Source organism: Glutamicibacter nicotianae (assembly GCF_016907615.1).
Classification (GTDB): domain Bacteria; phylum Actinomycetota; class Actinomycetes; order Actinomycetales; family Micrococcaceae; genus Glutamicibacter; species Glutamicibacter nicotianae.
Window position 1 is genome coordinate 2,492,631 of record NZ_JAFBCH010000001.1, and the last position, 12,707, is coordinate 2,505,337.

The window sequence follows — 12,707 nt, forward strand, 5'->3', positions numbered from 1 at the left end:
TGCCAATTAGCTTGCAGTCCTCCACAACACGCAATGCGCGGGGTTGTCCTGTCATGCGTTGGCTGTAGCGTTGTATCCATGACTGAATGGCATAAGGGCCTGGCGATTGGCTTTGATCTGGAAACTACTGGCGTTGATACCGATACGGCTCGCATCGTGACCGCTTCGGTGGTGCTGCTCGACGCTGAGGGCAAGGTGGTGAACAACCGCGAGTGGCTGGTGAACCCCGGGGTCGAGATCCCGGAGGCTGCAGCCGCAGTTCACGGAATCTCTACCGAGAAGGCTCGTGCCGAAGGCGCCCCGGCGAAACAGTCGGTGCAGGAGATCTTGAATTTGCTGAAGTTCGCGTCTGAGCAAGCGCCGATTGTTGCATTCAACGCTTCTTATGATTTTTCGGTGCTCTATAGCGAAGCCGTTCGCTACGACCTTGAACCGTTCTTCCCGGGCAATGTGATCGATCCGTTCATCATTGACAAGCAGGTCGACAAATTCCGCAAGGGCAAGCGCACCCTGGCTGCGGCATGCGAGTTCTACGGTGTAGTCCTTGAAAACGCGCACACGTCTCTGGCTGATGCCATCGCCTGCGTCGAGGTCGCCCGCCAGCTGGGAGAACGCTACCCGCAGTTGCAAGTGGATCCGATGGTCCTGCACGGCTGGCAGATTGGCTGGGCGAAAGAGCAGGCCGAAAGTTTCCAGGAGTACCTGCGCAAGACGAAGCCCGAAGCGGTTGTCGATGGTGCGTGGCCCATCACGGAATCGTAACCTCGAGAGATTCTGCTTACTGTGTGCCACTTCACGTAGGTCTCGCTGGGTGCGGTGACCACTATGTGGAAGTCAATCGTTCATTTTCTGTCACAATTCAGCAAATTATATTCGAAGGCTTGCCTACTAAGTCCTCATACTAAGAATCTTGACCGAGGTTTTCCCTTGATTCGGGCGATTTTGTTCGATAGTGGTTCAATAGAGGGTACTCTCTACACCCTATGAGAATCTGAAGGAACACGCCTAGTGATCACAGTTAGTGACCTACGCAAGGTCTACCAGCAAGACGGCAAAGATGTTGTTGCCCTTGATGGTGTCAGCCTTGAAGTCCCTACCGGGAAAATTCATGGCATTGTCGGACACTCCGGAGCGGGTAAATCCACTCTCGTCCGCTGCTTGACCTTGCTCGACAAGCCCACCTCCGGCACCGTCGCCGTTAACGGCAAGGAGCTGACCAACGTCAGCCCCGACGAGTTGCGGAACGCGCGGCGTCGAATTGGCATGGTGTTCCAGCACGCGAACCTCTTCGATTCGCGCACCACCGAGCAGAACGTGGCCTACCCGCTGGAGCTTGTCGGCACGGCCAAGGCGGAAATCGACGCCAAGGTCGCCGAACTACTGGAGCTCGTGGGGCTGTCCAAGTTCGCCAAGGGCTACCCATCCCAGCTATCCGGTGGCCAGCGCCAGCGCGTGGGCATCGCCCGGGCGTTGGCAACTGATCCGGATGTCCTGCTCTGCGATGAGCCAACCAGTGCCTTGGATCCGAAGACCACCGACGAAATTCTCGATTTGGTCAAGAAGCTGCGCGATCGATTGAATATCACCGTGCTGATCATTACCCACGAAATGCATGTCGTGAAGCAGGCCTGCGATTCCGTCTCGCTGCTTGAAGCCGGCAAGATCGTGGAGCACGGCAACATCGAGCAGGTCATTACCAACGCCGCAGGAAGCCTGGCTTCCACTTTGCTCCCGCTTCCGGGCGATGCACCGCGTGTGGAAGGCGAGGGCCCGATCCTCGACCTGCTCTACACCGGCGACCAGGCGACCCAGCCGGTCATCTCTTCCATTTCGCGCATGTTCAACACCGATGTCAATGTCTTGGCTGGATCCGTTGAGCAGCTCGGCCAGCAGCAGTACGCGCACCTTCGCCTGCAACTGGCTCCCGACGCGGACCTGGAGGCAATCGTGAACCACCTGAAGTCCGGCGGCATCGCCGTCACCGTGAAGGGAGCCAAGTAAGCAATGGATTTCTTCACCCCCACCGTGCTCAAGGCCGTTGGCCAAGCGACCGTCGAAACCCTGCAGATGGTAGTGATTTCTGGTGTGATCACCGTCGTCATCGGCCTTCTGCTGGGCATTTTGCTGCATGTGACCGGCAAGGGCGGACTGGCGCCCGTGCGCTGGCTGAACGCGATTCTCTCCACGGTGATCGTGAACATCACCCGTTCCATCCCATTCGCCATCCTGATGGTTGCCCTGATCCCATTCGCCGCGATGCTCATCGGCACCGCGCTGGGCCCGATCGCCGCCTCCGTGTCATTGACTATCGGCACCATCCCGTTCTTTGCCCGCCTGGTGGAAACCGCCCTGCGCGATGTCAATAGCGGCAAGGTTGATGCCGCACTGGTCATGGGCTCGACGAAGCTGCAAACCATTCGCAAGGTCCTGGTTACAGAGGCCATGCCCGGCATCATCTCGGCGGTCACCACCACCATGGTGACCCTGATCGGGTACTCCGCCATGGCCGGCCTGGTAGGGGGCGGCGGCTTGGGCCGTCTGGCCTACAACTACGGCTACGTCCGCTACAACATGCCCATCATGCTTGCGACCATCGTGATTATCGTGATCATGGTCCAGCTGGTGCAAGTAATCGGCGATGCCATTGCCCGCAAGGTTGATCACCGCTAATTAGAACTTCCGCCGGTTGATCCGGCGGAGCCGTCGAATCGCTGAGGACGCGGCAAACCACTCGCATTGTGCCTCACGGCTCTACCTAAGGAAAGACAAGTTATGCGCAAGAAACTCGCACTCGCCATCACCGGTGTCGCCACCGCATTCGCCCTGGCCGCTTGCGGCAGCAGCGAACCAACTGCAGACACCGCAGCTACCTTGGATCCAGCAAACCCTACGGTGATCAAGGTGGGCGCCAGCCCGGTCCCGCAGGCAGACATCCTGAACTTCATCGATGAGAATCTGGCCAAGGATGCCGGCATCGACCTGGACGTCATGGAAATCGACGACTACGTCACCCCGAACACCGGACTTGCCGACGGCTCGCTGGATGCCAACTACTTCCAGACCGAGGCCTACCTGGCTACCGAAATGAAGGAAAAGGGCTACGAGTTCGCGCACGGCGCGGGCGTGCACGTGGAACCGATGACCGTCTTCTCGAAGAAGTTCCAGGACCCGAAGGATGTCGCCGAGGGCACCAAGGTGCTGCTGAACAACGACCCGGTGAACCAGATCCGCGGCATGCGTGTACTGGAAGAAGCTGGCCTGCTGCAGAACCTCAGCGATGACGACTCCCTGCTGACGGTGAATGGCAACAAGGACAAGAACCCGCTGAACTTGGAAATCACTGACGCCAACGCAGAGCAGGTCGTCCAGTACTACAAGTCCGATGACTCCATCGGCCTGGCTGTCATCAACGGCAACTTCATCGTCCAGGCGAAGCTGAACAAGGACGAAATTCTTGCCCAGGAATCCGGTGAGAACAACCCGAACGCCAACTTCCTGACCTGGCGCGACGGTGAAGAAACTCCTGCAATTGCGAAGCTCGAAGAGCTGCTGCACTCCGATGAGGTCCGCGACTACATCGAGAAGACCTGGACCGACGGCAGCGTTATCGCCGCTTTCTAATCCGGTTCTCCAGCCACGGGGCGTAGTCCCTGCGTGATCCGCGACTGCCCGAGTTCCTTGCAAGGAGCTCGGGCAGTCGCGTTTCCCGCCGTTGTCCGGGATGGAACAGCGATAATTAAAAGGCTAGGCCTGGCAGGCACCGTGCGGTGCCTGCCAGGCCTAGCCTTTTGTTCCGGTGACTGCGATCAAGCCGTAGCGGCCGCAGCAGCTTGGGCCGCTGCTGGAAGGGCAGCGAAGATCTTCTCCATCGCCGCGTCATCATGGGCTGCCGAGACGAACCATGCCTCGAAGACGCTAGGCGGCAGGTAAATACCGGAGTCCAGCATCGAGTGGAAGAACGGTGCGTAGCGGAACACTTCCTGTCCCTGCGCATCGGCGTAGTTATGCACGCCCTTCTCGGAGGTGCCGAAGGCTACCGAGAACAAGGTTCCTGCGCGCTGGATCGAGTGATCCAGGCCTGCGGCGTTGAAGGACTCGGTGATCGCGGTCTGCAGCGCCTCGGACTGCTTGGTCAGGTGCGCGTAGACGTCCTCGGTGGCGTGGGTCAGCTGGGCGATGCCGGCGGCCATGGCCACCGGGTTGCCCGACAGGGTGCCGGCCTGGTAGACCGGGCCCAGCGGAGCGAGGTAGTCCATGACCTCGGCACGTCCGCCTAAGGCAGCGGTAGGCAGGCCGCCTCCGATGACCTTGCCGAAGGTGTAGAGGTCCGCGTTCCAGCCCTCTTCCTTTCCGGTCAAACCCCAGTAGCCCGAGGAAGATGCGCGGAAGCCGGTGAGCACCTCGTCGAGGATCAGCAGTGCGCCGTGCTTGGCGGTGGTCTCCTTCAGGAACTTGTTGAAGCCGTCTTCTGGAACGACAACACCCATGTTGCACGGAGCCGATTCGGTGATCACCGCGGCGATGTTCGCACCGTGCTCCGCGAAGGCTGCCTCGATGGCCGAGCGGTCGTTGAAGGGTAGGACCAGGGTCTCTGCCGCCGTGGCTGCGGTGACCCCGGCGGAACCCGGCAGGGCCAGGGTGGCAACACCTGAGCCCGCGTCGGCCAGCAGGCCGTCGAGGTGGCCGTGGTAGCAGCCGGAGAACTTGATGACCAGGTCGCGGCCGGTGTAGCCACGAGCCAGGCGCACCGCGGTCATGGTGGCTTCGGTGCCGGTGGAGACCATGCGCACGCGGTCCACCCCGCCCATGCGGGACTTGATCAGCGCGCCGAGCTTGGCCTCATCCGGGGTGGATGCGCCGAAGGACAGGCCGCGATCCACGGCCGCGTGCACGGCTGCCTGGATTTCCGGGTGGGCGTGGCCCAGCAGTGCCGGACCCCACGAGCAGACCAGATCGACATATTCCTTGCCGTCGGCATCGGTCAGGTACGCGCCCTTGGCGCCGACCATGAATGGAGGAACGCCGCCGACCGAGCCGAAGGCACGCACCGGGGAATTCACGCCGCCGGGCATGACCTCGCGGGCCTCGGCGAAGAGCTTTTCAGAGTTCGACATGCTATTACTTGCCTTCCTTGAGCCAGCCGGCAACTTCGGCTGCATAGTAGGTGAGGATCTGCTGGGCACCGGCGCGCCTGATCGACAGCAGCGATTCGAGCACGGAGGCCTTGCGGTCGATCCAGCCGTTGGCCGCGGCGGCCTCGATCATCGAGTACTCGCCGGAAATCTGGTAGGCGGAGACGGGAACCGGGGAGATGTCGGCAATGTCGCGCACGATGTCCAGGTAGCTCATGGCCGGCTTGACCATGATCATGTCGGCTCCCTCGGCAATATCGAGCTCCGCTTCCAGCACTGCTTCGCTCCGGTTGGCCGAATCCATCTGGTAGGTCCGGCGGTCCCCCACCAGCTGGGAGTCCACGGCTTCGCGGAAGGGGCCGTAGAAGGCGCTGGCGTACTTGGCGCTGTAGGCGAGAATCGAGACGTCCTGGCGTCCGGCAGTGTCCAGGGCCTGGCGGATGACGCCGATCTGGCCGTCCATCATGCCGGAGGGACCCAGCATGTGGGCGCCGGCCTCGGCCTGCGCCACGGCCATCTGGCCATAGATTTCAAGGGTGGCGTCATTGTCCACGATGCCGTGCTCGTCGAGCACGCCGCAGTGGCCGTGCGAGGTGAATTCATCCAGGCACACGTCGGACATGACCACCAGTTCGTCCCCCACTTCGGCGCGCACCGCGGCGATGCCCTGGTTCAGGATGCCCTGCGGGTCGATTCCGGCCGAGCCGTTCTCATCGCGTTCCTCCGGGATGCCGAAGAGCATGATGCCGCCCAGCCCGAGTTCGGCCGCGTTGCTGGCGGCCGCCTTCAGCGAATCCATGGTGTGCTGGTAGACCCCGGGCATGGAGGTGATCTCGTTGGGCTGGCTCAGCCCTTCGCGCACGAAGGCGGGCAGGATCAGCTGCCGGCCCGAAAGCTCGTTTTCGGCCACCAGACGGCGGATCGCAGGATTCTGCCGCAACCGGCGCGGGCGATGCTGAGGGAAACCCATGGCTCCTCTTTCTCCAGTTCTCAATAACTTCTTATTCTGCGGTACGCTCCGCGGCACCGGAAGGACCGGTGCGCCGGAGCAAATCTTGGGCCGCACGGGCCAGGCCCTGCGGCGTGGGCTGCGCGGAAATCGCATGCACGGGCAGCCCGGCGCGTTCCATGGCCGCGGCCGTCGGCTTGCCGATGGCGATGGCCTGCGTCCGGGACGGCAAGCGGCTGCCTGCCAGCTGGATGAAGCGGCGAACCACGCTCGGGGCCGAGAAGACCACCAGGTCCAGCTCTTCCAGTGTGGCACCGATCTGCTCCGCCGGCAGGATCTTGATCCCCGGGACGGCTACGGCTTCGGTGACCGGCTGGCCGCCACGGCCGGCATCAACGGTTTCATAGGCGATGCATTCGCTGACCTCGACCGGATGCTCGGCCAGTCCGTCAGCCAGCGTGGAACTGGCCAGGTCCCCATGCGGATAGCAGATCCGCTCCCCTGCTTCCAGGCGCCATTCGGCCACCATCCCGGCCGCAGACTGCTCGGCCGGCTGGAAGTGCACCGACCGGCCCAGCAGCCGGGAAATTGCGCCGGTGGTCTTCTGGCCTACCGAAGCAATCCGAAGATCTGCGGGAAGCTGCCGGCCATCCAGCACCTGTGCAACAACATGGACCGTATTCACCGAGGTGAGCACGAGCCAGCTGAAGCGGCCGGCCACCAGTTCTTCGCCCATGCGGTGCAGCTGGCTGCGGTTCTCGGGCCAGACGGTATCGATCAGCTGGGCACACCATGAGGTGATGCCCAGCTGCTCGAATTCCTGCACGGTGGCCGCGGCGCGTGCCGGGTTGCGCAGGATCAGTGCTTGGTAGGCCATCTGCCGGGACTAGGCCAGTCCGGCGACGACGGCCGCGCCGTCAGCGATCATCGACTGCGCCAGCGAACGGCCCAGCTGCTGCGCCGATTGAACAGAGCTGGCCGCGGTGCGGGCACTGCGGCGCATGGTCTGCGAGCCATCGGGGTTGCAGGCCACGGCTTCGAGGACCAGCTCATCGCCCTCGATATGCGCCAAGGCGCCAATCGGGGCGGCGCACCCGGCTTCCAGTTCAGCCAGCAGCGCGCGTTCGGCCTCGACCTGCATGCGGGTGGCGGCATCGTCGAACTGCGCCAACGCCGCATCCAGTGCCTTGTGGCCGGAACCGGCGGTACGGGTTTCCAGCGCCAACGCGCCTTGGCCCGGAGCTGGCAGCATGATGACAGGATCCAGGTACTCGGTGATGTGCTTCTCCAAGCCCAACCGGCGCATGCCGGCTGCCGCCAGGATCACCGCGTCCAGGTCGCCCTGGGTGCCGCGTCCCACGCTGCCGTCATCCAAGGTCTCCCCGACACCCTTGACTCGTCCCAAGCGGGTGGGGACATTGCCGCGGATATCGACGATCTGCAAATCGCTGCGGTAGGCCAGCAGCTGGGCGGCGCGGCGCGGCGAACCCGTACCGATCTTCGCGCCCTGCGGCAGCTGGTCCAAGCCCAGCGAGTCGCGCGAGCACAACGCATCGCGCACGTCCTCCCGCGGCGGGATGGCGGCCAGCACCAGGCCCTCGGGCTGCGCGGTGGGCAGGTCCTTGAGCGAATGCACTGCCAGGTCGCACCCGGAATCCAGGAGGTGCTGGCGCAACGCGGCGGCGAAGACCCCGGTGCCGCCGAGGGTGGCCAGCGAACCGGTCACCACATCGCCTTCGGTCTTGACCAGCACGGTCTGCACCTCCAGGCCCGAGATCTCGGCCAGCTGCTGGGCAGCCCAACCGGTCTGGGTGGTTGCCAGCGCGCTGCCGCGGGTTCCTACGCGGAAATCTTCGCTCATGGTGCCGGCACACCTACTTCCGAGTCGACGGCTCCGATGGTCGGGCGCAGGGTTCCATCCAGCGCGCGCTTCTCGCAGCAGCCCGGCCGGCAGACGTCGAACCATGGGCCGCCCTTGACCACCGAGGAGCGTCCGGCGCGCAGGGCCTTGCCATCGGGACCGGCGAGGCGTTCTTCGACCAGATCGACCATGCCGGAGATGAACGCAGGATGGGTGCCAGGGGTGGCGACACGGTCAAAGGCCAGGCCCAGTTCCGCGCAGGTGTCCTTGGCTTCGGTATCCAGATCCCACATGACTTCCATGTGATCGGAGATGAAGCCGATGGGCACCACCACGACACCGGCGATGCCGGCTGCGGCATCTTCTTCCAGCGCGTCGTTGATATCCGGTTCCAGCCATGGCACATGCGGTGCCCCGGAGCGGGACTGGTAGACCAGGCTGTGCTCCAGTCCCTGGGCTTCTTCCACCTGGGACAGGATGCCGTTGGCTACCGCCTGGTGCTGGCGGGTGTAGAGATTCTCGTATCCCTCGCCCCGGATGCCTTCGGGCCCAGCGGCCTCGGCATCGGACATCGGAATAGAGTGGGTGACGAAGACGATCTTGATCGCCCCGTCTTCCTTGCCTGCTTCGGCCAGCTGGGCGCGCACGTTGGCCAGCGAGGTGCGCAAGGAATCGACGAAAGGAGCAATGAAGGCAGGGGTGTCGAAGAACTGGCGCAGCTTGTCCACTTCCACCACGCCGTCCAGGCCGGTGTTGACCAGGCCCATGCCGGCATCCTCGCGGTACTGGCGGCAGGCCGAGTAGCCGGAGTATGCGCCGGTGCCCATGAGCAGCACCTTGCGGTGGCCGTCGGCTGCCAGCGCCTTGAGTGTGTCGTCGATGAACGGATGCCAGTTGCGGTTGCCCCAGTAGATCGGCAGGTCGATGCCGCGGGCTTCAAGTTCGGCTTCCAGCGCTGCCTTCAGTGCGCGGTTCTGCGCGTTGATGGGCGAGACGCCGCCATTCTTGCGGTAGTGCACCGCCACTTCTTCCAGCCGCTCATCCGGGATGCCGCGGCCCGCGGTGACCTTGCGCAGGAACGGGATGACATCATCCTGCCCCTCCGGGCCGCCGAAGGATGCCAGCAGGATGGCCTCGTAGGCCTTGGGAATCATCTGGCCGTTGCTGTCATATCCCTCGCGGGGATCGAAGGTCTGGCTCACTTCAGCACCTCGAGCGCTTCGGCTGCCGAAATGCGGCGGCCGGTGTAGAACGGAGTCTCCTCACGCACGTGGTGGCGGGCCTCGGTATAGCGCAGGTGGCGCATCATGTCGACCAGGTCGATCATGTCATCGGCTTCCAGGCAGATCTGCCATTCGTAGTCGCCGAAGGAGAACGCGGCGACGGTGTTGGCCAGCACGTTGGGGAATTCGCGGCCCAGGATGCCGTGGTCGCGCAGCATCTTGCCGCGGGCCGCCGGGTCCAGGGTGTACCACTCGGTGGAGCGCACGAACGGATAGACGGTCATCCATTCCTTGGCTGCCACCCCGCGGGCGAACGCCGGCGAGTGGTCCTTGGCGAATTCTGCTTCGCGGTGCACTGCCATGGTGGAGTACACGATCTCGGTGCCTGCCAGCAGGGCCGAACGGCGGATCTTGCGCATCGAAGCCTGAAGCAGCTGGGCCGATGGCCCGTGCACCCAGAACATCAGGTCAGCGTCTTCGCGCATGGCCGATACGTCGTAGATGCCGCGTACGGTGGCGCCTTCGGCGGCCAGCTCGGAGACCAGTGCATCGAATTCAGCGGCAGCCGCCTCGGAACGCTCCACGATGTCGGAACGCTTGAAAATGGTCCAGAGAGTGTAGAAGAACGTCGGGTTTTCTCCTGCGTTTTCGCGTTCGCGAATAACTGGGGAATTATGCTCCGGTGCGTTGCTCACTTGATATTCTCCTTGATCTGGTTTCGGACAAAAGTCCAGGTTGGTTGTCCCGGGCGCGGTTAGCGGGCGCTGATCGCGACGGCACTGCGGGCTTGGCTGATCACTCGCGCCAATCCGGTGCCGGCGATCCATGCGCCAACCACATCGAGCCCTTCGAAGTCCGACAGGCTTCGCTGCAGCTGGCCGCGGCGCGCGGCAGCAGCCTGGCCCTGCAGCGGAACCATGTCACTGAAGCGTGAAACGGTGCTTCCCAAGACATCATCTAGGTGCAATTGAACACCGAGAATCTTTGAAGCGTCTTTGATTGCCTGTTCGACGAGAGCCGAGTCATTCCCGGATTCGACAAGTTCCTCATGTTCGCCGATGCGCCCGAAGGACAGGCGCAGCACGTGGGTGCCGGGCCCTGCCTCCTCCGCGAGCCATGGCCACTTGCCCGTTGAGTGCGTCAGCGCCTTGGCGGTCAGCGGGGCGTCCTTGGCGACCAGCACGCCAGACCCGCGCGGGGCGTCGTCGAGCTCAGGCTTGTCGACCACCAGGATCGCCAACGCGATGGCATTGTCGCCGCCTTCGCTGGCCAGCTGGTCTTCGGGTGCCAGCAGCGGGTTCAGCAGCGCAAGTGCCTGTTCCGCGGGCGTTGCCAGGACCACCCGGTCCGCGTGCAGTTCCTGGCCCAGGGTGCTGACCGTGTACGGGCTTGGCGACTGCGCGTCGTGGCACACCGCGGTGACCGGTGAATTGCGCACCAGCGCCACGCCTGCCTCCCCCAGCTGGGAAACCAGGGCTTCGACCATGGTGTACATGCCGCCGTTCAGGCCGGCGACTCGGGAGCCTGCCGGCGCCGATTCCTGCAGCTTGGTGACGGCGCGCGCCAGCGAACCGGTCTCCAGCATGGCTTGGCGCAGGCCTGGGGCAGCGGCGTCAATGGAAATCTTGGCGGGGTCGGTGGAATAGACCCCGTTGATGACCGGGGCCACCAGCTGGTCCAGCACCGCTTGGCCCATGCGGGAACGGACCACTTCGGCAATGGACAGCGGCTCGTTGGCCCACTTCTTGTTCATTGGAGTGATCAGGTCCGCGGCGGCGCGCACGGTGGCGGGCCGGCCGATGATCGAGCGCACCTCGTCGGTGCGCACATTGCCCGGGATGCCCAGCAAGGCGGTTTCAGGCATCGGGTGGGCCAGGATGTCCTGGTCCTCGCCCTGGACGAGCCAGGCCCGCGCTCCTGAGGTCTTGGCGATCTGACCGCCCAACTCCAGCTCGTCGAGGTACGAGGCAACAATGCCTCCGCGCAGCGCGAAGGATTCCGCGCCGGCATCGATGGCCAGCCCGGCGACTTCGGCGGTGCGCACGCAGCCGCCGAAGCTCCCGGTTGCTTCCAGCACGGTTACTTCGTGTCCGGTCTGGCGAAGTTCACGGGCGGCGACCAGCCCGGCAATGCCGCCGCCGACCACTACTGCATGCGGGGCCCATGGCTTTTCCGCCTGGTGGGCCGATCCGGTTTTCGCTAGGCGTGCTTCGCTGGCGTTGCGCACCTTTTCCAGCAGGCGCAAGGCGTGCGCCGCAGCATCGTTGGCTATGTCCCGCCGCGGCTTGGATGCACCGGTGGCTTGTGCTGATTCCCCTGCGCGCGCATTGCGTTGTTCCTTGCTCACGTGCCTTGCACCTTCCACCTTCACGATATGCCGAGGCCCTGCCCCTCCGGCCGTGGCGTCGAGAGCCAGTGGGACACGGCGTTAAACCTAGCTTAGACCTGTTGAATTACAGCGAGTGAATGAGCTCGACCACACGGGTCAGCACGGTTGGGTCGGTGGTCGGGGGAACACCGTGGCCCAGGTTCACCACGTGGCCGCGGGCCTTCTTGCCGGCCGCAACCACCTCGCGCACGTGCGCTTCGAGGACTTCCCACGGGGCTGCCAGCAGGGCCGGGTCGATATTGCCCTGCACGGACACGTCTTGGCCCAAACGCTCGATCGCCGTTTCAAGCGGGATACGGTAATCCACGCCGACTGTATCCACGCCCGCATCGCGCATCGCGGTCAGCAGCTCGCCGGTTCCGGTGCCGAAGTGGATCAGCGGCACGCCCAGATCGCGGACGTAGTCCAGGGACTTCACCGAGTACGGGGCGACATGCTTCTGGTAGTCCGGCAGCGACAGCGACCCGGCCCACGAGTCGAAGAGCTGGGCGGCCGAGGCGCCGGCCTCGACCTGCGCGCGCAGGAACTTGCCTGAGGCGTTGGCGGCCCAGGTCATCAGACCGTCCCAGACCTCCGAGTCGGTGTGCATCATGGTGCGCGGGCCCAGGTGGTCTCGGCTCGGCTTGCCCTCGACCATGTAGGCGGCCACGGTGAACGGGGCGCCGGCGAAGCCAATCAGCGGGGTCTTGCCCAGCTCTGCCACGGTCAGGCGCACCGCTTCGCGGATCGGTTCCAGCGACTCGTCGGTCAGCTCCGGAAGCGCGGCGACCTGTTCCATGGTGCGGATCGGGGTGTCCAGTACCGGGCCGACTCCTGGCACGATGTCCACGCCGATGCCTGCCAGGCGCAGCGGGATGACGATGTCCGAGAAGAAGATGCCAGCGTCCACCTTGTGGCGACGCACCGGCTGCAGGGTGATCTCGCTGGCCATGGCTGGATCCAGGCAGGAGTCGAGCATGCTCACCCCTTCGCGCAGCTTCAGGTACTCAGGCAGCGAGCGGCCAGCCTGGCGCATGAACCACACCGGGTGATGCGAAGGCTTCTTGCCGGTCAAGGCTTGGATCAAAGCGGAATCTCGGGTACGTCCATCAATCAGCGGATGGTTCTGCGACAGGGTCATGCCCCAATTCTGCCAAGTCTTGGGATTAAAAGC

Annotated in this window: 12 protein-coding genes; 4 read left to right on the plus strand and 8 right to left on the minus strand. The window is 64.0% G+C overall.

Features of this window, described 5'->3' with window-relative positions:
* The first annotated feature begins 78 nt into the window (after positions 1-78).
* From JOE62_RS11820 to JOE62_RS11835, 4 genes are all read left to right on the plus strand, one after another.
* Entirely contained in the window at positions 79-762 is a 684-nt protein-coding gene (locus tag JOE62_RS11820) for a 3'-5' exonuclease (RefSeq protein ID WP_204722508.1), read from the plus strand.
* A gap of 246 nt (positions 763-1,008) precedes the next feature.
* A complete protein-coding gene (locus tag JOE62_RS11825; RefSeq protein ID WP_204722509.1) occupies positions 1,009-2,001 on the plus strand; it encodes an ATP-binding cassette domain-containing protein in 993 nt (330 codons plus the stop codon).
* Between the two features lie 3 nt (positions 2,002-2,004).
* Positions 2,005-2,670 (plus strand): methionine ABC transporter permease, encoded by a 666-nt coding sequence (locus JOE62_RS11830; RefSeq protein WP_204722510.1) that lies wholly within the window; start codon positions 2,005-2,007, stop codon positions 2,668-2,670.
* Positions 2,671-2,772: 102 nt separating this feature from the next.
* Positions 2,773-3,621: a MetQ/NlpA family ABC transporter substrate-binding protein gene (locus tag JOE62_RS11835; RefSeq protein WP_141356723.1), complete on the plus strand. Its 849-nt coding sequence runs from the start codon at positions 2,773-2,775 to the stop codon at positions 3,619-3,621.
* Between the two features lie 185 nt (positions 3,622-3,806).
* Here the strand turns inward: JOE62_RS11835 and hemL are convergent, their stop codons facing one another.
* From hemL to hemE, 8 genes are all read right to left on the minus strand, one after another.
* Positions 3,807-5,114 carry a glutamate-1-semialdehyde 2,1-aminomutase gene (gene hemL, locus JOE62_RS11840; protein ID WP_204722511.1) on the minus strand — a complete coding sequence of 436 codons (1,308 nt, stop codon included), beginning with the start codon at positions 5,112-5,114 and terminating at the stop codon, positions 3,807-3,809.
* A 4-nt stretch (positions 5,115-5,118) separates the two neighbouring features.
* The gene (gene hemB / locus JOE62_RS11845; protein ID WP_204722512.1) at positions 5,119-6,102 is read right to left on the minus strand and encodes a porphobilinogen synthase; all 984 of its coding nucleotides are present in this window, start codon (positions 6,100-6,102) and stop codon (positions 5,119-5,121) included.
* Positions 6,103-6,133: 31 nt separating this feature from the next.
* A complete protein-coding gene (locus JOE62_RS11850) occupies positions 6,134-6,958 on the minus strand; it encodes a uroporphyrinogen-III synthase (RefSeq protein ID WP_204722513.1) in 825 nt (274 codons plus the stop codon).
* A gap of 9 nt (positions 6,959-6,967) precedes the next feature.
* On the minus strand, positions 6,968-7,942 hold the full coding sequence (gene hemC, locus JOE62_RS11855) for a hydroxymethylbilane synthase (RefSeq protein WP_204722514.1): 975 nt from the start codon (positions 7,940-7,942) through the stop codon (positions 6,968-6,970).
* A complete protein-coding gene (locus tag JOE62_RS11860) occupies positions 7,939-9,144 on the minus strand; it encodes a ferrochelatase (protein ID WP_204722515.1) in 1,206 nt (401 codons plus the stop codon). The genes hemC and JOE62_RS11860 overlap by 4 nt, the downstream gene beginning before the upstream one ends.
* Positions 9,141-9,827, minus strand: a complete 687-nt coding sequence (gene hemQ, locus JOE62_RS11865; RefSeq protein WP_204723288.1) for a hydrogen peroxide-dependent heme synthase — start codon at positions 9,825-9,827, stop codon at positions 9,141-9,143. Before hemQ ends, JOE62_RS11860 begins: the two co-directional genes overlap by 4 nt.
* A 92-nt stretch (positions 9,828-9,919) precedes the next feature.
* Complete coding sequence (gene hemG / locus JOE62_RS11870; RefSeq protein WP_204722516.1) at positions 9,920-11,512, minus strand: protoporphyrinogen oxidase; 1,593 nt, start codon at positions 11,510-11,512, stop codon at positions 9,920-9,922.
* Between the two features lie 106 nt (positions 11,513-11,618).
* Positions 11,619-12,674, minus strand: coding sequence for a uroporphyrinogen decarboxylase (gene hemE / locus JOE62_RS11875; RefSeq protein WP_204722517.1), 1,056 nt, complete (start codon positions 12,672-12,674; stop codon positions 11,619-11,621).
* Positions 12,675-12,707: the final 33 nt, after the last annotated feature.